The following is a 21,607-nucleotide window of genomic DNA, read 5'->3' on the forward strand; positions in this document are numbered from 1 at the left end:
TTTCCACTAGGAGGATGTAGCAATGAGCACAATCTTAGAAACTGCAGTCATCCAAGAGTGGATGGTAAGAACCCTTTCCCAGCAGTACCTACCCTATAGGTTAAAAGATTTGCTGGTTTTGCATTGCCATACGAGCGGAATTGTCATTATTGGTGTTGTTTGTGGTAATTATTTCACGGGGGAGACAACACGAATAATGTGGGGGAGAGAAACTCGTATTTGGCTATGGTGGGTAACGCTCCTGTTCAGGACATTTTGGAGCGTTACCCTGTTTTTCTTACCAATCCCAATAACTTACCGATTCCTACTGTTACTGCTCGCTAGAAAATTCATATAATGATGAGCGGTGAAAAATAAAAATTGATCGAGGACGAGCTACATGGCGAGTGTCACGTTAAAAAATGTTTGTAAAGCGTATGGCGACGTACTGATTTCTAAAAACGTAGATCTAGAAATCCACGAAGGCGAATTCGTGGTTTTCGTTGGTCCATCAGGTTGTGGTAAATCTACCCTTCTACGTTGTATTGCCGGTCTTGAAGACATTACATCAGGTGATTTGTATATTGGTGACGAGCGCATGAACGACGTAGAACCATCCAAACGTGGTGTTGGTATGGTATTCCAGTCTTACGCTCTTTACCCACACCTAAATCTATACGACAACATGTCGTTTGGTCTTAAGCTGGCAAAAGCAGACAAAGCGGAAATCGATAAGCGTGTTGAGCACGCAGCGGAAATTCTTCAGCTGGGTCACTTGTTGGAGCGTCAACCAAAAGCACTATCTGGTGGTCAACGTCAACGTGTCGCCATCGGCCGTACGCTTGTTTCTCAGCCAAACGTATTCCTTCTTGATGAGCCACTATCAAACCTAGACGCCGCGCTTCGTGTAAACATGCGTGCGCAAATCACTAAGCTACAACGCCAACTAGGCTGTACCATGATCTACGTAACACACGATCAGGTAGAAGCAATGACAATGGCAGATAAAATCGTGGTTCTTGATGGCGGTTACGTTTCTCAGGTTGGTAAACCTCTGGAGCTTTACCACTACCCACAAAACCGCTTTGTCGCTGGCTTCATCGGCTCACCAAAAATGAACTTCATGAGTGTATTCATTGAAGAAGCCGAAGCAGAGCGCGTAAAAGTACAACTTTCTAATGGTGTGTCGTTCTGGATTCCAGTCGATGGCACAACAGTTAACCGTGGTGACCGTATGTCACTAGGTATTCGTCCAGAGCACCTCATTGAAGCAACAGAAGCTGACGCAGCAATTCACGGCGAAGTGATGATTGTTGAAAAACTTGGTAATGAGACTCAAGTTTACTTGAACCTTGAAGGTGCTGACGCAGATGTTATCTATCGCCAGCCAGACACGTTACCAGTTGATACGGGTGACAAGCTTGAAATCGGTATCCCAGCGCATCGATGCCACTTGTTCCACAGTGATGGTCGCGCGTGTCGTCGCCTACATAAAGAAAATGGCGTAGACGTAGAATAAAATCTCTTTCACCTTTGCTTGCTAACAATCCCTCTCATTCGAGAGGGATTTTTTTATTTCAAAACTATCGTATTAATTTCTCACCTTAAAAATTAATCCAATAGACAATGTTCATCGTCAAACATTAGTTACCTTATCTTACTCCCTGATTAGTACTTTTACCCACCAACCCCCAGTAAGTATTACGTTTTTCCTAACCTGTAAATATTAGCCTAAGGTCTAAATTTCATTCTTATTTCCACTTACCCAAACAATGCAAATTTTTAAACTTGTTTCGGATATATAAGGGCTCTAGCCCAATCTATTACACAAGCCTTAACAATATAAAGCGTTAACGACACGGATATTGAGAACGACACTCAATGGCGGTAGCGTGTCTAAAGGGAAACTTAAGTTATGAAACACAAAGGACTTATTCGTTCGCATGAGGTGGAGTTTGCTTTTCTATACCGCCTGATTGATCTCGTTGTCATTGTGTCATTTATGCTGCTACTCGTAATGAATGACGTTAACACCTCTATTGAGAAAGACTACGTAATCTTATCATTCGTCGGTAGCATCTCATTTCTGATCATGGCTGAAAGCGGCAAGTTATATCGCTCATGGCGTACAAGCTCGTTCAAAGAGCAAATCTCTATCACGTGCATATCTTGGCTCGTTACCTGTACCTTCCTCTTTATGGTTTTGTACTTCTCTCAAGTTCATCAACTATTTGATAAAAACCTATTAGTCGTTTGGTTCCTGCTTACACCCATCCTCCTTTTATCTTGGCGAAGCGTGTTTCGCGTCGCTTTAGCCTACATGCGTAAACTAGGCTACAACACCAGAACAGCAATCATCATTGGACAAACCCAACATGGTTTAACTTTGGCGAATGAACTAGAAAACCACTCTGAACATGGTGTGCTGTTCGATGGCTTCTACGACGAACGCTCAAAGGACCGATTACCTACGTCAGACTACCCAATCAAAGGCAACGTAAGTTTAGCGCTGGAACGAGCCAAACGTGGTGAGGTCGATTACGTCTATATCGCAATGCCAATGCATGCAAACGAGCGTATCGCGCTATTCCTCAATCAGTTTTCTGATACGACAGCTAATACTTATCTCATCCCTGATTTCTTCACTTATAACCTGTTGCACTCACGTTGGGATCAAATCGGCCAAGTACAAACTCTAAGCGTTTTTGATACCCCCTTCGCAGGGATTTCATCTTGGATTAAACGCCTAGAAGATATTGTTCTCTCTAGCATTATATTGCTTCTAATTTCTCCAGTACTGCTCGCCATTTCAGTCGGGATTAAGCTGACTTCAAAAGGCCCAATCATCTTTAAACAGTTCCGTTACGGGTTGGATGGTCGAAAGATTGCAGTTTGGAAGTTCCGTTCAATGACAACGATGGAACAAGGCAACGATGTAAAACAAGCCACTAAAAACGACCCTCGTATTACGCCTTTCGGTGGATTCCTTCGTAGAACTTCACTCGACGAACTTCCTCAATTTATCAATGTTCTTCAAGGTACGATGTCAATTGTCGGACCTCGTCCACACGCGGTGTCACACAACGAAGAGTATCGCCAGATTGTCGATCGCTACATGCTGAGACATAAGGTAAAGCCTGGTATTACCGGCTGGGCTCAAATTAATGGTTATCGAGGTGAAACAGACACTCTAGATAAAATGGAAAAGCGCGTTGAATTCGATTTGGACTACATCCACCACTGGTCAGTATGGATGGATCTCAAAATCATTTTCTTAACCATTTTCAAAGGGTTTACAGGTTCCAATGCGTATTAAATTAATCCCAATAAAGAAAGCTCCTGTCATCGCAGCTGTTACCCTCATCTCGGCAGGGACATCGGCTGAACCGATGGCCTACAAAACAGACTCCGGCATTGAGCTTATTCCTACCGTTGGTTTGTTTTACGAAGGTAATGACAACATCAACAAAGCCGATAGTGGTGAGAACATAGAATCAGTCAACATATGGGGCGTAGAACCTGCTTTGCTGGCCAAAATAGAGCGTAATCAATACCGAGCAAACCTACTCTATAAGCTGAGTGCTGGGTTTTCTTCTGATGATCAGAATGACTACGATGACCACTCCTTTCAGTTTACTAATTTCTTTGAATTCAATCGTCGCAATCATCTTGTTATCGATTATCAATTTCGAGCTCAACATGAAGAAAAAGGTGAGGACTTCACTGAGGGTCAAGGCTCCTTACTGATTGATCCTGTTGAATTTCATCGCAATGACCTGAGAACAAACTATGTATTTGGTTCTGAGGGTTCAAAAGGAAGGTTCGAAGCTGGCATTGGATATCGAGACAAAACTTACCAAAACTACCGTGAAGGCTTACCCGGAAAGCGAAGCTCAAAGACGAAGTACAACGACTTTCGTTCACCAAATGCCCATTTAGAATTTTATCTACGTGCAACACCGCGAACTTATTGGCTAGTAGGCACTCAACAAGCGAACACAGACTACCTGTCAGACAACCCTTCCTCACCTTCAAAAGACAACTATTCCGGCTTCTACTACACCGGAGCTCAGTGGGAAGTAACAGGTAAAACTAAGGGCATAGCCCGCTTGGGCTATCAGGTTAAGAGCTTCGACAGCGATGAGCGAGAAACCTTTGACGGATTGAGTTGGGACATTGGTTTGGAGTGGCTCCCACAAGAGCAAACCCTATTTACGGTCAAAACCAACCAAGCGGCAGTTAGCCCTGACCAAGACGGCGATTACAACCTTCAAACACGCTACATATTAGATATAAAACACGATTGGAACAGTTACCTAACAACACGATTAGGGGCTTTGTACCAACAAGATGACTATACCGGTATCACTCGAAATGAAGATCGCTACGCCCTCTCTGCGGGACTCGATTACCACATAAAGCGGTGGGTTTTACTTCAAGCTGACTGGCGATATCAGGACAAGAATTCCAATTGGCAGAATTATAGCTTTGATCAAAACATTTGGGCTCTTAACGCTCGATTTTCTTTATAACAAGGAACGTTAATGAAACTTTTAACCACTTTGTTGAGTTTCGTACTCACCTTGTTCAGTGCTCCGACGTTTTCGGCTGCTAACGAACAGGATTACCAATTAGATACTGGCGACACGATTTCAGTCCAAGTGTATGGCGAAGAAGACCTCACCATTAAAAATATCCTTATCACGTCAGATGGCTACTTTGATTACCCATACCTTGGGCGTATTAAAGCAATCAACAAAACACCAAAACAACTGAAGTATGAAATCGAGACTGGGTTAAAGGGAGATTACCTCATTAATCCAAAGGTGATGGTCACCATCAACAGTTTCCGATTGTTTTATGTCAACGGTGAAGTGAGAAAACCTGGGGGCTTTGAATATCAACCAGGATTGACCATCGAAAAAGCGATAGCTCTCGCAGGTGGGTTAACGGATAGAGCCTCCCGTAAAGGCATCAACCTTACTCAACACAATACGGGTAAAACCGTGGAAAGTGTCAGCATGCAACGTTCTGTTGAACCTGGTGACATTGTATTTATCGATCAGAGCTTCTTCTAAATGACAGGCAATTCAATGAACGGAACTCAAGCAAATCATATCCCTTCGAATCACGTTGAGCTAATTCGGTTCGGGCACCACTTCAGAACCCTGAAAAAGAACTGGTTAAGTATTCTTGCTTTTACCATTATCTTTTCTCTCACCTGCACTTGGTATATCTATTCAAAGAAGTCGGTATACCAAGCAACGGCAACCCTACTCATCCAAGAAGAGCAAAAAAGCGCCCTCTCGATCGAAGAAGTGTATGGGGTTGATACCACAAAGAAAGAGTACTTCCAAACTCAAATCGCGATACTGAAATCCAACCACATCGCCGATAAAGTCATCACTCAACTCAACCTAACTAAGCACCCAGAATTCACCAGTGCTAGCGGTATCAAGCAGAAAATTGATGAAATAAAAGCGATTCCTTTTGTACAGGATTTACTGCACGTCGCACCAAACCCCAAGGAAACATCCCAACACAGCAAACCGTACTATCAAGCGCTACAAACTTTTAAAAGAAAGCTTGAGATTGAGCCTGTTCGCAATACCCAATTGGTGAAGATTCGTTTTCGCTCCACCGACCCTCAACTTGCAACCACCGTTGCAAACGCTGTCGGTCAGGCTTACATAGATGCAAATTTCGAAGCTAAACTGGTTGTCACGCAAAATGCGGCAACATGGTTAACCAATAACTCGCAGAAGTTAGAAGAACGCCTTAGAACCTCAGAGCAGGCTCTGCAAGAATTCTTGATGCAAGAAGGGCTAATCGACATTAATGGCATCGATGACATCTATGCTAACGAACTGGAAGAACTCAACCGAAAACTCAACACTGCTGTCAACAACCGAATAGAAGCACAAACATTAATTGAGCTCCTTAAGCGAAAGTCCTCACAGGATTTGGATAGCTTGTTATCTATTGATGAGTTTGCCAACCAAGCGCAAATACGCGATTTAAAACTATCTGAAGCACAAGCGGCGAAAAGCGTATCGGAATTATCACAACGCTACGGCCCGAAACATGATCGTATGATTCAAGCTCAGGCGCAGCTGACATCTATCCAAGCAAGAACGCAGCGACTGATACGTGAAATTTCTTTTAGTAAGCAGCAAGACTTGCTCGCAGCAAAGTCACAAGAAGATCTTTTACGAGCTGAATTGGATCGTAAAAAGTCAGACTTCCAAATGCTTGGATCTCAAAAAGCACGTTACGAGCAACTCAAGCGAGAAGTGGAATCCAACAAAGATCTTTACGAAGCGTTTTTGAATCGTGAAAAAGAAACGAACGCGACAAGCGATTACAAAAATGTCACTGCGCGATTTACTGACCCAGCTATTGTGCCACTCTTCCCTATCGCCCCACAGCGCATGAAGTTGGTTCTAATCGCTACTTTCTTCGGGTTTGCAATTGCTTGCGCGCTTGTGATTCTTTTAGAAACACTTCGCGAAGTCATTCGAACTTCATCTGATGTTCAAGATAAACTTGGCGTCACGTGCCTTGGTACCATTCCAAAGGTCAAAAAACGTAACCTCAGACAAGGAGGCGTTACCTACTCGGCTTATTTAGACCAAGATGAAAAACTGTTTAGTGAAGCTTGCCGCTCGGTAAGAACATCCTTGTTGTTAAGGCTTACGAATACCAATCAGAAAGTACTGCCTTTCACCTCTGCAATACCAGAAGAGGGTAAGACATCCACCAGCATCAATATGGCCGTATCCTTTTCAACGATGGAGAGAGTACTGCTTATTGATTGTGACTTGCGCAGACCATCACTAGCAAAACGATTCAATATTCCAGAGTCAAATCCTGGCCTCACAAACATCCTGACTATGGACGCCCCTTTGAGAGATTGCATTGTACGAAATGAAGAAGCGAATTTAGATGTACTGCCGGCAGGGATCATTCCACCTAACCCACAGGAGTTACTGGCATCAGACCGCTTCGATAAATTGTTGAGCCATCTAAAGGACAAATACGATCGCATCATTATTGATACGCCACCATTGCTGTCTGTTAGTGACGCCTTAATCCTAGGTCAACAAGCTAACGGTCTGATCACGGTTATCCGTTCAGAATCCACTAAAGCATCACTGGTTAACATAGCGTTATCCAAACAAATTCAACACTCGATACCATCTCTTGGTGTTCTTATCACTCAGGCGAAATCTAAGGAAGGAGAAGCGCTTTATGTCCAAAAATACGCCTACTAATCATTCTATGCAGTGGTATCAGATTCTTAAAAGCCAAGAAAAACCGATCCTTATTTATCAGATGGGTAAAGTAGGTTCGAGCGCACTAGAAAAATCCATTCCAAACTCGCTTCATTTACATGATTTGATGTCAATTGAAGCAGGAAAGCAGATTTCACCCGTGCGGGCACAACTCCATAAGCCCGTCACTAACCTTGTTAAACGCACATTAAAACGAGCTGTCATGTGCAATATGCTCAAACGTAAGGAACAAGTCCGTATTATTTCCTTAGTTCGTGAACCTGTTGGACGAAACGTCTCGATGTTTTTTCAGTCGTTACCGTTTTGGATGGCAGACAAGTACCTCAAAGATGACAGCGCGGTACGCTCTGAGCGTCCTCAGTTACTTCATGAAGCATTCGAAGAGCATGTTAATCACCAATATCCTCTTGAGTGGTTCGATAATGAAATCAAAGCACTGACAGGCATTGATGTTTTTGTTCAACCATTTGATCACCAACTTGGTTACCAGACTTATCAAAATCGTAATTTTTCACTCATGGTGGTTCGCATCGACAAGCTGGATCAATCGCAACAAGCGATCAGCGAGTTTTTGCAACAAGATGTAGAAGTTGTGCATGAAAATCAGGCCGACAATAAATGGTATTCACCGTTGATTAAAGAGTTTAAAAGCTCATACCAACCCAAACCTGAATTCGTCGAAGAAATGCTGTCCTCCAAGTTAACACAACATTTCTTTACCGCACCAGAAATCGAAACGTTGAAGAAAAAATACTTAACGGCTTAACCATGACAACAAAAATACTACACATTATCAATGACCTATCTAAGAATGGTGGTGCACAAAAGTTTCTCGTCGATCTCGTCATGGAACACGGGCCAGAGTATGAAATCAAAGTCCTAGTATTATGCGATGACAACGACTATTTGGATCAACTTTCCGCACAAGGAGTCGTTTGCTTCAACTGGCAAGCACTCTCCCTTAAAGAAAGGTGGTCGGTATTGCGTTGGCCAGATTTAGTGCACGGCCATCTTTACCCCTCAATCTACCTTGCTTTATTGGCGTTTGGAAAAAAACGTATTCAAACCGAACACTGCTCTTACAATCGTCGTCGCGACTACCCACTATTTAAATTCTTAGAATACATCCTTTATAGAGGCCATGACCTGACTGTCAGCATCAGTGAAAAAGTGCAAGAAGAGTTGGTTAAGTTTATGCCTCATTATCAACACAAATATCGTGTGGTTCACAACGGAGTAGACCTTGAACGCTTCCCGATGAAGGTGAAAACTGAGAACCAACTTGCTCAGAAAAGCGTGATTAACATCGGTATGGTTGGCCGACTGCATGAACATAAGGATCATGAAACGCTTATCCGTTCTGTTGCACTATTGCCTCACAATTATGAGCTACACCTTGCTGGCGATGGAGCAAAGCGACATGAATTAGAGTCGTTGTGCCAACAACTCAATATTGTAGAGCGTGTTCATTTTCATGGCGTAGTTTCTGATATCCCCGCCTTTCTTTCTAATATGGACGTTTATGTCCAGTCATCACATGTTGAAGGCTTTGGTCTTGCTGCGGTCGAAGCGATGGCGGCAGGTTTGCCTGTACTTTCTTCTGATGTACCCGGGCTGGATGAGGTCATGGGTAACAAGGAATATTTGTTCACTGTCGGTGCGTCAGAGCAGTTAGCAGAAAAGATCGCTCAACTATGCAACACGACCGGACTCTACGACCACGCCAGTGAATATTCCGTGAATCGTGCCAAGCTATACACAATCGATAAATTCCGAGATGGTTACTATGGTCTTTACCAGCAACTCTGCACCAGCAAGTAACCGTGTATCGCTGCTTGCTGCGATTACCCTAGCTCTATTCTTCGTGCCGATAAAGGTTGGATTAGGAGGGGTTACTTTAGCACCATCAGATATTGCGAGCTTGCTGTCGCTGGGATTTGCTGCACTGGTTGTCCTTGAAGGAAAAGCGCATAAGTTGTTCCACCCTGAAATTGGATTCTTGCTGTTGTTTACCGGCTACGTGTTTGTTAATGGCATGCTGAATCGCGTACCTATCTTCTCCTTAATCACAGAGACCGTTCAATGGGTTGCAATACTCAGTTTATTGGGGGTGTTATACGCCTATGGTGTATTTAGCGATGAACGAGTGATGGTGTACTTCACCTATTGCTTGCTGATCATTTGCGCTCTCGTCGCAGCGTGGCACTTTGCGCAAGGTTACCACAGCGGTTTTAAACTTCTTGGCGTCAGTAAATACGCTTTTGGTGTTCTTTGCTCCCTTCTCTATTTATATCGAGCACGAATCAAAGCTTTTCCTGTTTTAATGCTGCTTGCGTTTGCTCTACTGCTCATGTCGCAAGAAAGGAAAGCACTGCTAGGTTTCTGTTTGTTAGTCTTCATCGACCAGCTTTTTGTTAAACGATTAATCCGTCAAACCCTCAACGAAACGTATGCATGGATGGTGTTACTCGTTAGCACTTTGATTATCTTAGCGACGATATCCGCCGCACTCTATTTTGGGTTTGAACAATTGGCGGATAAGCTTGAAATAACCCAAGAGGACATTCTGTTCGCCAACCAAAGTGAGGCTCGCTGGGTTTCCAATTTACACCGTAAATTACTGTTGGCAAACGGCCTCGACATCTTACTTGAGCATCCTATTTTGGGCGTCGGAGCAAAGATGCTGCCTCATTATATGATTCATTATTTCAACTACGACGAGTTGGCTATTTATACCCACAATTTCATTCTCGACACTTCAATAGAGTATGGCTTACTCGGCATTGTCTTACTATTTGGTGGTTACTTCCACTTTATGAGGCAATGCTTCAAGACATTGAAAGTAAACAGAAAAAGCTTATTGCTTTCTATTTACGCTCTGGTGATGGTTTTTTTCGTCGCGGTGAATACCACCATCATTTTAATACTTTTACTACCCGTCATGATCAGCAAAAAACGGCATTATAGTCGTCAGATAGAACCTCTTAAACAACCTGATCATAACGATCAAACTGAATTACCGATTCCGCCTATAACCAACAACTAATCACACCGCGGAACAACGAATTTAAAGTTATCAAGGATAGGATAAATGAAATATTCAATCTCTCGACAATTTGAAAAAAACCGAGAACTTCAAGCAGACAATTTTGTGTTGGTTTATCAAATGGGCAAAGTAGGTTCGTCCTCAATTGAACACACGTTAGGTGAACGAAAAATCCCGAGTTACCATATTCATACTTTTGATGATCATGAAGAATTCCACATGTATCACAACAAAAAGGACGTAAGTAAGTTCTTTGATTTTAAGAACCGCACCATGTACCGCCTAGTACTCAACAAGCGTAAGCGCATTCTACAAAAGCGTGAACATATTAAGATCGTTACGCTAGTTCGAGATCCTATCGCGACAGTATTTTCTCGTTTTTTCCAAGACTTACACCTCCAATTTATTGAAGGGAAGAAAAATGATGCCATCCATCGAGATATGGATGTTACGTATAAGCACATCGAACATTGTTTCGATAACTACATCAATCTTAACTACTTTGCTAACTGGTTTGATAACGAACTGAAGCGCAATTTCAATATTGATGTTTTACGTCAAGATATTGATAACACGAAACCGTTCTATACATTCGACAATGAGAAAGCGAGTGTCATTCTGATCAAATGTGAGCAACTTAGCTCTCTAGACCAAGAAATCGGTGAGTTTCTTCAGCTTGACAAATTCGTGCTTAAAAACAGCAACGAAGCAAAAAACAAATGGTACTCCAATATCCACCAATACTTTAAAGAACGTTACGATTTCTCAAAGCTTTTCTATATGTATGACCTCCCTTTATACCGCCACGTTTACTCTGAGCAAGAGCGCGAAGCATTCAAAAATAAATGGAAGCAAACACCAGGGACAAAGTCATAATGAAAAAAGTACTACATATTACCGAAGCGTTCGGTGGTGGTGTTCAAACAGCGCTATACAGTTATGTACATTCCTCCCGCGCCGAGCCTTACGAACACTCCTTACTTGCTCGTGCACGCTCAAACGACATGACTAATGAATCCAGTAATCACGTATTCAAGCAAACAAAGTGGGTTGAAGGTGGCTTATGGCAGTTTATGAAAGACGCCAATGCGCTTATTGCTGAATTAAAGCCAGACATTGTTCATTTGCATTCAAGCAAAGCCGGCTTCCTCGGGCGATTCTTGAAACTTGGTCGTTCTCGTCTCGTCTACACGCCACATTGCTATGCATTTGAACGTGAAGATATTTCAAATTTTTCCCGCAACCTCTACAAAACGTTAGAAAAAATATCACTCAATAAGATCGATGTTGTAGCAGGTTGCAGTCAAAGAGAATGCGACCTCGCAGTAAGTATCGGAGCTAAACGTGCGGAACTACTGAATAACTACGTCACTTATAACAGTGAAACACGCGCTAGAAGCCCACAAAAAGACAAGCTAAAACTTGTTGTGCTCGGTCGTGTTGCACCTCAAAAAGACCCTCAGTTTTTGATTGAAACTCTCGCCTCCCTAGAACCAAACCACCTAAACCGAGAGTTCGACATCACTTGGATTGGTGGTGGTGATATTGAGCTCGAAGATCAACTACGTGAGATAGGGATAACGGTCACTGGAATGATTCCACGAAATGAAGTGGTCAACTTGCTAAAAAGTTCAGATATGTATCTGCATACCGCTGCTTGGGAAGGCATGCCTTTGACCATTTTGGAAGCGGCAAAATTACACCTACCTATGGTCATTCGATCAATCGGTGCTACTAAAGATCTTAATTATCCATTCTTAGCACAAACCCCTCAAGACATGGCGAAGCAGCTGACACACTGCATTAATCATTACCATGACATTGACTTCAACCAGTACACGGTCGGTTTAAATGAAGCGTTCAGTGAAGAGAAGCAACGCTTAGCGCTAAACAGTATCTACAGCTAAGGTTTTTTATGCTTCAATCGATTAATCAAAAACTTCAAAACTTGCCAAGTGACAAAAAGCAATTTTTCTCACTTGGTGCTGCAACGGCGATAGTGAAAGCCCTCGCCGCTTTCTTCGCTTTCTTGTTGACCCTCGTGGTTTCAAGATATTCAAACACGACCACATCGGGTCAGTTTTTTTATCTGTTTAACCTTGTCTCATTAGTCGCAATCATTGCTCAGCTCGGTTTTAATATTTCGTTAGTAAAATTCAACGCAATCGCATTTAAAAATCAAAACCGTCACGAGCAGAGTAACAATTACCGAATCGCACTTGCCCGCAGCTTGCTCTTTTGTGTCGCCGTTTGTTCTTTGCTATATCTAGCCTTTACAACATTTCCTGAACAACTCAATACGACTCAAGCCTCGAATTTCTCTTTAGCGCTTGCCATTATTGCGATTCCTCTTCTCGTTATTGGCCAAACCAACAGTCGCGTCCTACAAGCATCAAGAAAAGTCATTACTTCTCTGATTGCATTGCAGCTTGGCGTAAGCTTTCTAATGGTGGCTTTGATTATCTTTGCCAAAGACGTTTATCCAATCAGTACCGACGTGCTAATGGTGTTGTTTTTAGTCGCTACCACCGTAGTCGCTATCCATTCAACATTAAAATGGCTTCGCTCAGGTGAATACCAACACGGAAGTACCAAACATAATCCGGAACTTACCTATTCAGCAAATCAAGTTTGGGTTGGCAGTATTTTCACTAACCTCGTTCAGTGGGGAAGCCTCGTCATTGCGGGCTTTTTTATTTCGACGTCAGATCTCGGTTTACTTGCAGCAGCACAAAGAACCTCATTGTTGATTGGCTTTGTTCTTGTCACCATCAACTTTGTTGTTGCGCCTATGTTTGCCTCACTCTACAAAGAGGGCAAAATGGACCGACTACGCAATCTAAGCCGCCTTGCATGTCGAGCAAACATTGGGGCTGCGATTCTCCCCGTCATCATTTGTGTGTTATTCCCTGAATTCATCATGCAACTGTTTGGTAAAGAGTTTATTGCTGCTGCACCTCTATTATTGGCCTTATCTCTGGGGCAATTGATTAATGTCGCGACGGGTTCCGTTGGTTTCTTACTGTTAATGAGCGGCCATGAAAAGACCATGAAATACATCACCATTGTCTCTGGTGTTATTTCCATTGCGCTACTGATTTTACTTTCAAACGGTTACGGCGTTCTGGGGGCTGCATGGGCTATGGCGATAGGGTTAGCCATTCAAAACTTGGCGGCTCTTTATTTTGTTAAACGTCATCTAGGCTTCTTTCCTGTGGGGTAAATATGACCAATACAATTGCTCGACTAAGTTTCGCTGCGGTACTGTTGTTGACGGTGTCTTTATCACTTTGGAAAAGCTCAGATATAGACCACAGCGTTTATCAAGAACTGGAGAGCTATGTGGGCGGCTCCAGTACATTACACTTTACGTTCAGTCTTTTAATCGGATTTCTCGCCGTATTTAATTTCCCTAAATGGGTAAGCGCAACAAAAGCGGACATGTTTGGCATCCGCCTTCTTATATTATTGCTTTGCATTGTATCGTTAGAAGAGCTCAGCCAGTTGTTTATCGCCACTCGTTCATTCGGTTTTGAAGATCTTAGTACTAACTGGATAGGTATTATCTTGGGCTATTTCTGTGCCAAGTTTATAAAGCTCTTTGCTAATCATTAGCTTTTTAGGCCTATTCATCACTCTAAAATGACAAACTTCACGCCTGTCCTCCACAGGCGTTATACTCTCTCTATCCTTTCTCCATTCTGTACAGCGCCTTGATTTTAAAAAGAACACTTTCTCGAATTGCATTCAAATCCGCTATTGCCTTAGTTGCTGCGCTCTTGTGCCTAACACAAGTACAAGCACAGGAAGACAAACTCACCGTCATCAACAGTTATATCGACGATCTCTTCACATACAACAAAGCCATGGGCAGCTTCACTATTTTGGATAAAGGTAACGTGGTGTTGGACAAACAAACTGGTTACTCAAACCGTAAAGTTGGTTTATTAGCCAGCCGTGGTTATGTTCCTGCAGACAGCTCAAGCCCATACAAAGTGGCATCTATCTCCAAAACCATGACGGCTACCATGGTGATGCAGTTAATTGAAGCAAATAAGCTTAGTTTGAACACCAAACTGAACGACTTCTTTCCTGAGATTAGCAACGCTGAGAACATCAGCATCAGAGATTTGCTCCAACACCGCTCTGGGTTGGTGAACTTTATTGATGAACCCGACTTTCTGAGTTACTACACAAAGCCTCAAACGCAAGCACAAATGATTGCGAGATTGGCAGCGCTACCCTCTAACTTTCCACCAGGCAGTCAATATGAATACTCAAACGCAAATTACCTTTTGCTAGGCTATATCATTGAAAAAGTGACGGGAAAGAGCTTTGACGAGGTACTCCGCGCTCAAATCACGCAACCATTGAACTTAACGCACACTCAGTATTGCCTTGATCTCAAGGCGTGCGATATTCACATTACGTCTTTCTATTACTGGAACAACGCATGGGTGGCAATAACACCGCACTGGTCGCCAACCGTAACAGGTGCAGCGGCGAGCGTTACGTCAACAACACTCGATGTTTCTCGGTTTATTCGGGCACTGTTCCAAGGTGAGTTGCTCCCGAAAGAAGCAGTGCAAATGATGTTGAAGGAGTATTTTGGTATTTACAGCCCTGAATACTCGCAACTGGAACGCTATGGGCACAATGGCCTCTTGGAAGGTTATCGCTCGTCAATGCTGTACTTCCCCAAACAAGATGTTGCGATAGTCATCTCAATCAACGGACTTCATGAAACTTATGACGACATTGTGAGAAATATTATCGGTTTATACTTTGACGAGAAGGTTGAACAGCCAGATTATGACCGCCCAAACATGACAATGAATGAAGGGCAACTTAAGGCCTTCACTGGAACATACAAAGCCTTGGATTACAAAAAGGTAGTAGAGGTGTTCATTGATGATGGAGCATTAAAAGCTCAGATGGTAGGTCAACCTTCATTTACTTTTATTCCAATGACGGAAAACGAGTTCGAGAACAAAGCTTTCGGCATCATTTTAACCTTCAGCCCTGTCAAAAATGAACAGGGAAAGACCAATAACGTTAAAGCGAAAAGTGGCAATCATACTGAGACCTACTACCGGTTGCGCTCCTCGAAATAGAGACTCATCGCAGGTTTCCTCGGTTAGCACTTTTTTGGATATTTTTCTTAGAGGGCGAGATATACTCTCGCCCTATTACATTAATATGAGCATCGGTTATGCCTTCACATCCAACTAAAATCACCTTCTTTGAATTCCTAACACCACTTATCACTGCGGGTAAAAAGACAATCACGATTCGTGATGAATCAGAAAGCCACTACGTGCCAAACACTGAAGTGGAAGTGTTCACCCTAGAAACAGACCGCAAGGTGTGTGACATCAAAATCCTATCAGTGGCACCACTGAAGTTTGATGACATCAACGAGTTCCACGCAGAACAAGAAGCGATTGAACTGCCAAAACTGAAAGAGCTTATTCGCGAGATCTATCCGAATATCGATGAGCTGTATGTGATTGAATACGAACTGATCAAGTAAGAACCACAATTTACTAGACGACTGGTCTAATCGCTTTTATAGTATTGCTCATGAACGCAAAAACGAACGATACACGCCAACACATTCTCGATGTCGGCTACCAATTGGTAGTGACCAAAGGTTTTACGAGCGTTGGGCTCTCAGAACTTTTAAAGGCAGCGGATGTGCCGAAAGGCTCTTTCTACCATTACTTTAAGTCGAAAGAGCAATTTGGTGAGGCATTGATTGAAGATTACTTCTCTCGCTACCTTAAGATGATCACAGCCCACTTTACTGAAAGTGAAGGCTCTGGTTGCGACCGCCTTTTGAGCTATTTCGAACGCTGGATGGCGATTGAAAATGGCCAATGTAACGCCAACAAATGCTTGGTCGTGAAATTGAGTGCTGAAGTCTCTGATCTTTCAGAAGCAATGCGCGTAAAACTGGCTTCGGGTGCGACTCAAGTGGTGAAAGCCATCGAAGATTGTGTCCAAGCGGGCATTGAAGACGGCTCAATCCAAGTTGAGTCAGCAGAACAAACCGCCCTCTTGATTTACCATCAATGGATTGGCGCAAGCTTACTCAACAAACTGTATCAGGATCGTTCCGGTTTAATGCGTAGCTTTGAGAGCACTCAAAGTATGCTAAAAGGCAAATAACGAACCACACTTAATCCGCCTTATCTTTACCCAAAAAGTACGGCGGATTTTTTAGGAATCAAAACTAGACGACTGGTCTAATAATTAATATAGGAACTTACCATGACCCAAACGCTCAACCGTCAAATCGTATTGGCTAACCGTCCAAAAGGTTCACCTGTCCCAGAGAACTTCCGTTTAGAACAAACTGCCATCCCTAGTCCGAGTGAAGGTGAAGTGCTTTTACGTAGCGTGTACCTGTCTCTTGACCCATATATGCGCGGCCGTATGAATGAAGGCAAATCCTACGCTGATCCTGTAGAGCTAAACGATGTGATGGTTGGCGGAACCGTTTGTCAGGTGGTGGAATCGAAGAACTCTGACTTCCACACTGGCGAATGGGTGGTAGCTTACACAGGCTGGCAAGATTACGCGCTATCTAACGGCGAAGGTCTGTTTAAATTAGGCAGCGAGCCGACACATCCGTCTTATGCCCTCGGTGTGCTTGGTATGCCTGGCTTTACCGCTTATGTGGGTTTATTGGAAATTGGTCAGCCTAAAGCTGGCGATACCCTAGTTGTCGCAGCTGCAACTGGTGCGGTTGGTTCTATGGTTGGTCAAATCGGTAAGCTAAAAGGTTGTCGTGTAATCGGTGTCGCAGGCGGCGCAGAGAAGTGTCAGTACGCAAAAGAGACCCTAGGCTTTGATGAATGCCTTGATCACACCGCAGATGACTTTGCAGAGCAACTAGCAGCAACATGCGACAAAGGTATTGATGTCTACTTTGAAAACGTAGGCGGTAAAGTCTTTGATGCCGTGTTACCTCTGCTAAATGTCGGCGCTCGCGTGCCACTTTGTGGTTTGATTTCTCAATACAACGCGACAGCATTACCAGAAGGTCCAGATCGTATGTCGATGCTGATGGGCAACATTCTGGTTAAACGCATCAAGATGCAAGGCTTCATCATTTTTGACCACTACGAGCAAAGCTACACAAACTTTGTCAAAGATGTAAGCCAATGGCTAGCAGAAGGCAAAATCCACTATCGCGAACATCTAGTAGAAGGTTTAGAAAACGCGCCAGAGGCATTCATCGGTCTACTGGAAGGTAAAAACTTCGGCAAACTTGTTATTCAAACTAATCAACCTATATAAGAAAGGATTCCTCTATGATTAAACTGCATCACCTAAACCAGTCTCGCTCAAAACGCATCATTTGGTTGTTAGAAGAATTGGGTGTGGATTATGAGATCGTGCCTTACCTTCGTGACAGCGTCACCTTCCTTGCACCACCTGAGCTCAAGAGCATTCACCCACTCGGCAAGTCACCTGTATTGGAAGATGGCGACGAGATCGTTACAGAGTCTGGTGCTATCACTGAATACTTAATTGAAAAGTATGCAGATGGACGTTTTGCACCAGAGCGTGGCAGCAAAGCTTACACACAGTACATTCAATGGCTGCATTTTGCAGAGAGCTCAGCCATGGTTCCCCTGCTGCTCAAGATGTTTGTAGCTAAAGATGGCGCACAGACCAATTTCCTTGCGGACTACGCCGATGCGGAAACCATGAAAGTCATGAGCTACGTTGATCAAAGCCTAGAAGGGAAAACCTACTTTGTAGAAGAGCGGCTAACAGGCGCGGATTTCATGATGTCTTTTGTCGTCGATATCCTAAACAAGTTTGGCGTCATTGAGCGCTTCCCAAACATCCAACGTTATGGCGCACAGCTCGCGACTCACCCTGCGTTTACTAAAGCAGAAGAACTTGAAGTGAAATTCGGTTAATCGAGTTGAGGCCTTCTCAAACCGTTGAGAATTTCTGTCTATTTCAAGGATCTTTGAAATAGACAGAAATCATTCACACTAAACATGCCTGAATACCATTTATAATCCACACGACAAATAATGTTAATTGACACAAAGCCATTAATTAACAACCACTTAAAGCATAGGTGACACCTATCACACTGATTGCTAATAACAGTTTTTTTCTTCTCAATTACAGCGTTATTCTCCTCGCATAACTTTCGGATTCATCCAAAAGACAAGATTTATTATCACTATTGCAAGGAAATTCAAATGAGCAAGAAATTGACTACAGCAGCAGGTTGCCCTGTCGCACATAACCAAAACGTTATGACTGCAGGTCCTCGTGGCCCTCAACTATTACAAGACGTTTGGTTCCTTGAAAAATTGGCACACTTTGACCGCGAAGTGATCCCTGAGCGTCGTATGCACGCAAAAGGTTCTGGTGCTTACGGTACGTTCACAGTAACGCACGACATCACAAAATACACTCGCGCTAAAATCTTCTCTGACATCGGCAAAAAAACAGAACTATTCACTCGCTTCACTACTGTAGCTGGTGAGCGCGGTGCAGCAGACGCAGAACGCGATATCCGTGGTTTCGCACTAAAATTCTACACTGAAGAAGGTAACTGGGACTTGGTTGGTAACAACACACCAGTATTCTTCCTACGTGACCCACTAAAATTCCCAGACCTAAACCACGCAGTAAAACGCGACCCTCGCACTAACATGCGTAGCTCTACAAACAACTGGGATTTCTGGACATCACTACCAGAAGCATTCCACCAAGTGACTATCGTAATGAGTGACCGTGGTATCCCAGCTTCTTACCGTCATATGCATGGTTTTGGTAGCCACACATTCAGCTTCATCAACGCAGAAAACGAGCGTTACTGGGTGAAATTCCACTTCAAAACTCAGCAAGGCATCAAAAACCTAACTGACCAAGAAGCAGAAGTAATCGTAGGTAAAGACCGCGAAAGCCATCACCGTGACCTTTACGAAGCGATTGAGCGTCAAGACTTCCCTAAATGGAAGATGTACGTACAGATCATGCCTGAGCTAGAAGCGGATGAAGTCAACTTCAACCCATTCGACCTAACACGTGTATGGTCTCAAAAAGATTACCCGCTGATCCCAGTTGGTGAGTTCGAACTGAACCGTAACCCAGAAAACTTCTACGCAGAAGTTGAGCAATCAGCGTTCAACCCAGCAGCAGTAGTACCTGGTATCGGCTTCTCTCCAGATAAGATGCTACAAGGTCGTTTATTCGCTTACGGCGATGCTCAACGTTACCGTCTAGGTGTGAACCATCATCAAATCCCAGTGAACGCACCTCGTTGCCCTGTTCACAGCTACCACCGCGATGGCGCAATGCGCGTTGATGGCAACTTTGGTTCAACACTAGGTTACGAGCCAAACTACAAACAAGAATGGGCAGAGCAACCAGATTACTCTGAGCCACCTCTACGCATCAACGGCAACGCTGATCACTACGATCACCGTATAGACGAAGACTACTTCAGCCAAGCGGGTGACCTATTCCGTCTGATGAGTGAAGAGCAACGTCAAACTCTGTTCGACAACACAGCTCGCGCAATGGACGGTGTGCCAGAGTTCATCCAACAGCGCCACGTTCAACACGCATACCAAGCGGACGAAGCGTACGGCAAAGGTCTTGAGATTGCGCTAGGCTTAAACAAGTAAGCGAACGCGGTAATCATCACACTGTGTGATTAAAAGACATAAAAAAGGAGGTGCCCAACAGCACCTCCTGATTTCAAATCACTAATCCTTAATCACTAGCCACAACCAATGCTCAAGGAGATTCATTATGATTAACTTAGATTTCTTTAAGCTCTTTGATACCAAAGAACTGTTTATCTATTACTGATTCATCAACTACTGATTTTTAGCTACCGCTTTGATCAGTACTGATGTATCCATGCGACCTAAACCATCACGTTGAAGGTCTGCATACTGCTCATCCACTTTCTTAGTCAGTGGAAGTTCTAGACCCACTCGCTCTGCTTCTTGTAGACAGAAACCCAAGTCTTTGCGCATCCAATCAATAGCGAAGCCAAAATCGAACTTGTCTTCCGCCATGGTATTTGCGCGGTTTTCCATCTGCCAAGAACCTGCAGCGCCATGCTTCAACGTTTCTACAACTTGAGCGATGTCCAAGCCTGATTTTTGTGCCAGCAGCAAAGCTTCACTCAGACCTTGCAAGACACCACCAATACAGATTTGGTTTACCATCTTACAACGTTGACCCTGACCGTTTTCACCCAGTAGCGTCATCTGCTTCGCGTACACATCCATCGCTGGAGACACACGATCAAAAATGTTTTGTTCACCACCACACATGATGGTTAGAACACCATTTTCTGCGCCCGCTTGACCACCAGAAACTGGCGCATCAATGAAGTGATTGCCGTATTTAACACACGCTTCAGCCAGCTCAACCGCTAGGTCTGCAGAAGTCGTCGTGTGGTCCACTAACACTGCATCCGCTTTCAAGCCAACCAGAATGCCTTCTTCACCGTAAACAACGCTACGAACATCATCATCATTACCCACACAGGTAAAAACGATGTCACAGCCTTCTGCCGCTTCTCGTGGTGTTTCACAAGCCACACCTTGGTATTCTTCAGCCCACTTGTCGGCTTTCGCTTTTGTGCGGTTGTATACTTTGGTTTCATAGCCCGCTTTACTTAGGTAACCAGCCATTGGGTATCCCATCACACCCAGACCAATAAATGCTACTCTTAGTTTTTCCATTGCAAGCCTCCTTGAATTCGAAATAAGTGACGTTTTGAAACTATTACTATTTAAAACAGTTAATATTTGAAACATGTTACTAAAGATTTCAGAACATTACTTGCAATAATTTCGTCTTAAATAAGCGCAACAAACTCAATCAAAGGCGAAGCCACCAAAAGTGATAATAAAAGCGTCACAATAGACGGAATCGCATCTTTCCAAGTATCAAAACGAAAATGGAAAAACATCGCACTAACTGAGGTGAAAACAATAAAACTTGCACCTATCGCACTTAACAAGTTGTTCGCCGATAACAAGCCAATTAACATCAAAATTGCACCCGTCACCTCAACCAGTCCAACCAAAAACATAGCGGCACGGTTCAATCCATATTTATGGAAGAAAGCGAGCTGAGGCTCAAAAATCGGCTTCACCCAACCAATGATTTTGATAGAACTGGCAAACAAGAAAAACGCGATTAACAACCCTTGAATAAACACCATAATTTTAACTCCCAAACAAATGATGGAAGTATTAAAGCATTCCACTTAAAACTTAAGGAG

Annotated in this window: 20 protein-coding genes; 18 read left to right on the forward strand and 2 right to left on the reverse strand. The window is 43.4% G+C overall.

Translation table 11 applies throughout. The features are described from left to right. Positions 1-379: 379 nt before the first annotated feature. From malK to katE2, 18 genes are all read left to right on the forward strand, one after another. Complete coding sequence (gene malK, locus C1S73_RS25915; protein WP_038867207.1) at positions 380-1,498, forward strand: maltose/maltodextrin ABC transporter ATP-binding protein MalK; 1,119 nt, start codon at positions 380-382, stop codon at positions 1,496-1,498. Between the two features lie 396 nt (positions 1,499-1,894). Beyond that, entirely contained in the window at positions 1,895-3,295 is a 1,401-nt protein-coding gene (locus C1S73_RS25920; RefSeq protein WP_038867206.1) for an undecaprenyl-phosphate glucose phosphotransferase, read from the forward strand. Beyond that, on the forward strand, positions 3,285-4,511 hold the full coding sequence (locus C1S73_RS25925) for an outer membrane beta-barrel protein (protein WP_038867204.1): 1,227 nt from the start codon (positions 3,285-3,287) through the stop codon (positions 4,509-4,511). The genes C1S73_RS25920 and C1S73_RS25925 overlap by 11 nt, the downstream gene beginning before the upstream one ends. Positions 4,512-4,523: 12 nt before the next feature. Then, a complete protein-coding gene (locus tag C1S73_RS25930) occupies positions 4,524-5,057 on the forward strand; it encodes a polysaccharide biosynthesis/export family protein (RefSeq protein WP_038867203.1) in 534 nt (177 codons plus the stop codon). Continuing rightward, positions 5,058-7,253: a GumC family protein gene (locus C1S73_RS25935; protein ID WP_038867201.1), complete on the forward strand. Its 2,196-nt coding sequence runs from the start codon at positions 5,058-5,060 to the stop codon at positions 7,251-7,253. Continuing rightward, entirely contained in the window at positions 7,231-8,040 is an 810-nt protein-coding gene (locus C1S73_RS25940; RefSeq protein WP_038867200.1) for a putative capsular polysaccharide synthesis family protein, read from the forward strand. Before C1S73_RS25935 ends, C1S73_RS25940 begins: the two co-directional genes overlap by 23 nt. A gap of 2 nt (positions 8,041-8,042) precedes the next feature. Beyond that, positions 8,043-9,095: a glycosyltransferase gene (locus C1S73_RS25945; RefSeq protein WP_038867199.1), complete on the forward strand. Its 1,053-nt coding sequence runs from the start codon at positions 8,043-8,045 to the stop codon at positions 9,093-9,095. Further along, the gene (locus tag C1S73_RS25950) at positions 9,061-10,320 is read left to right on the forward strand and encodes an O-antigen ligase family protein (protein WP_038867198.1); all 1,260 of its coding nucleotides are present in this window, start codon (positions 9,061-9,063) and stop codon (positions 10,318-10,320) included. Before C1S73_RS25945 ends, C1S73_RS25950 begins: the two co-directional genes overlap by 35 nt. Positions 10,321-10,365: 45 nt before the next feature. Beyond that, the gene (locus tag C1S73_RS25955; RefSeq protein ID WP_038867197.1) at positions 10,366-11,196 is read left to right on the forward strand and encodes a putative capsular polysaccharide synthesis family protein; all 831 of its coding nucleotides are present in this window, start codon (positions 10,366-10,368) and stop codon (positions 11,194-11,196) included. Continuing rightward, positions 11,196-12,227 (forward strand): glycosyltransferase, encoded by a 1,032-nt coding sequence (locus C1S73_RS25960; protein WP_038867196.1) that lies wholly within the window; start codon positions 11,196-11,198, stop codon positions 12,225-12,227. The genes C1S73_RS25955 and C1S73_RS25960 overlap by 1 nt, the downstream gene beginning before the upstream one ends. 8 nt (positions 12,228-12,235) lie before the next feature. Beyond that, positions 12,236-13,543: an oligosaccharide flippase family protein gene (locus C1S73_RS25965; RefSeq protein ID WP_038867194.1), complete on the forward strand. Its 1,308-nt coding sequence runs from the start codon at positions 12,236-12,238 to the stop codon at positions 13,541-13,543. A 2-nt stretch (positions 13,544-13,545) separates the two neighbouring features. Then, positions 13,546-13,935: a VanZ family protein gene (locus C1S73_RS25970; protein WP_038867193.1), complete on the forward strand. Its 390-nt coding sequence runs from the start codon at positions 13,546-13,548 to the stop codon at positions 13,933-13,935. Between the two features lie 98 nt (positions 13,936-14,033). Then, positions 14,034-15,434, forward strand: coding sequence for a serine hydrolase domain-containing protein (locus C1S73_RS25975; RefSeq protein WP_038867191.1), 1,401 nt, complete (start codon positions 14,034-14,036; stop codon positions 15,432-15,434). Between the two features lie 98 nt (positions 15,435-15,532). After that, positions 15,533-15,853: a N(4)-acetylcytidine aminohydrolase gene (yqfB, locus tag C1S73_RS25980; protein WP_038867188.1), complete on the forward strand. Its 321-nt coding sequence runs from the start codon at positions 15,533-15,535 to the stop codon at positions 15,851-15,853. A 50-nt stretch (positions 15,854-15,903) separates the two neighbouring features. Continuing rightward, positions 15,904-16,491, forward strand: coding sequence for a TetR/AcrR family transcriptional regulator (locus tag C1S73_RS25985; protein ID WP_038867186.1), 588 nt, complete (start codon positions 15,904-15,906; stop codon positions 16,489-16,491). Between the two features lie 102 nt (positions 16,492-16,593). Beyond that, the gene (locus C1S73_RS25990; RefSeq protein ID WP_038867184.1) at positions 16,594-17,625 is read left to right on the forward strand and encodes an NADP-dependent oxidoreductase; all 1,032 of its coding nucleotides are present in this window, start codon (positions 16,594-16,596) and stop codon (positions 17,623-17,625) included. A 14-nt stretch (positions 17,626-17,639) separates the two neighbouring features. Continuing rightward, complete coding sequence (locus tag C1S73_RS25995) at positions 17,640-18,257, forward strand: glutathione S-transferase family protein (RefSeq protein WP_038867181.1); 618 nt, start codon at positions 17,640-17,642, stop codon at positions 18,255-18,257. A 294-nt stretch (positions 18,258-18,551) separates the two neighbouring features. Further along, a complete protein-coding gene (gene katE2 / locus C1S73_RS26000) occupies positions 18,552-19,988 on the forward strand; it encodes a catalase KatE2 (RefSeq protein WP_038870422.1) in 1,437 nt (478 codons plus the stop codon). Between the two features lie 195 nt (positions 19,989-20,183). Here the strand turns inward: katE2 and C1S73_RS26005 are convergent, their stop codons facing one another. Then, the gene (locus C1S73_RS26005; protein ID WP_038870421.1) at positions 20,184-21,062 is read right to left on the reverse strand and encodes an NAD(P)-dependent oxidoreductase; all 879 of its coding nucleotides are present in this window, start codon (positions 21,060-21,062) and stop codon (positions 20,184-20,186) included. 116 nt (positions 21,063-21,178) lie between these two features. Beyond that, positions 21,179-21,547: a DoxX family protein gene (locus C1S73_RS26010; RefSeq protein WP_038870419.1), complete on the reverse strand. Its 369-nt coding sequence runs from the start codon at positions 21,545-21,547 to the stop codon at positions 21,179-21,181. Between the last annotated feature and the right edge of the window lie 60 nt (positions 21,548-21,607).

Source organism: Vibrio jasicida 090810c, assembly GCF_002887615.1.
Lineage (GTDB): Bacteria > Pseudomonadota > Gammaproteobacteria > Enterobacterales > Vibrionaceae > Vibrio > Vibrio jasicida.

Excerpts from the sequence above, each read along its gene's own strand:
- malK (WP_038867207.1), top strand. The coding sequence starts at position 380 with ATGGCGAGTGTCACGTTAAAAAATGTTTGTAAAGCGTATGGCGACGTA.
- C1S73_RS25920 (WP_038867206.1), top strand. The coding sequence starts at position 1,895 with ATGAAACACAAAGGACTTATTCGTTCGCATGAGGTGGAGTTTGCTTTT.
- C1S73_RS25925 (WP_038867204.1), top strand. The coding sequence starts at position 3,285 with ATGCGTATTAAATTAATCCCAATAAAGAAAGCTCCTGTCATCGCAGCT.
- C1S73_RS25930 (WP_038867203.1), top strand. The coding sequence starts at position 4,524 with ATGAAACTTTTAACCACTTTGTTGAGTTTCGTACTCACCTTGTTCAGT.
- C1S73_RS25935 (WP_038867201.1), top strand. The coding sequence starts at position 5,058 with ATGACAGGCAATTCAATGAACGGAACTCAAGCAAATCATATCCCTTCG.
- C1S73_RS25940 (WP_038867200.1), top strand. The coding sequence starts at position 7,231 with ATGTCCAAAAATACGCCTACTAATCATTCTATGCAGTGGTATCAGATT.
- C1S73_RS25945 (WP_038867199.1), top strand. The coding sequence starts at position 8,043 with ATGACAACAAAAATACTACACATTATCAATGACCTATCTAAGAATGGT.
- C1S73_RS25950 (WP_038867198.1), top strand. The coding sequence starts at position 9,061 with ATGGTCTTTACCAGCAACTCTGCACCAGCAAGTAACCGTGTATCGCTG.
- C1S73_RS25955 (WP_038867197.1), top strand. The coding sequence starts at position 10,366 with ATGAAATATTCAATCTCTCGACAATTTGAAAAAAACCGAGAACTTCAA.
- C1S73_RS25960 (WP_038867196.1), top strand. The coding sequence starts at position 11,196 with ATGAAAAAAGTACTACATATTACCGAAGCGTTCGGTGGTGGTGTTCAA.
- C1S73_RS25965 (WP_038867194.1), top strand. The coding sequence starts at position 12,236 with ATGCTTCAATCGATTAATCAAAAACTTCAAAACTTGCCAAGTGACAAA.
- C1S73_RS25970 (WP_038867193.1), top strand. The coding sequence starts at position 13,546 with ATGACCAATACAATTGCTCGACTAAGTTTCGCTGCGGTACTGTTGTTG.
- yqfB (WP_038867188.1), top strand. The coding sequence starts at position 15,533 with ATGCCTTCACATCCAACTAAAATCACCTTCTTTGAATTCCTAACACCA.
- C1S73_RS25985 (WP_038867186.1), top strand. The coding sequence starts at position 15,904 with ATGAACGCAAAAACGAACGATACACGCCAACACATTCTCGATGTCGGC.
- C1S73_RS25990 (WP_038867184.1), top strand. The coding sequence starts at position 16,594 with ATGACCCAAACGCTCAACCGTCAAATCGTATTGGCTAACCGTCCAAAA.
- C1S73_RS25995 (WP_038867181.1), top strand. The coding sequence starts at position 17,640 with ATGATTAAACTGCATCACCTAAACCAGTCTCGCTCAAAACGCATCATT.
- katE2 (WP_038870422.1), top strand. The coding sequence starts at position 18,552 with ATGAGCAAGAAATTGACTACAGCAGCAGGTTGCCCTGTCGCACATAAC.
- C1S73_RS26005 (WP_038870421.1), bottom strand. The coding sequence starts at position 21,062 with ATGGAAAAACTAAGAGTAGCATTTATTGGTCTGGGTGTGATGGGATAC.
- C1S73_RS26010 (WP_038870419.1), bottom strand. The coding sequence starts at position 21,547 with ATGGTGTTTATTCAAGGGTTGTTAATCGCGTTTTTCTTGTTTGCCAGT.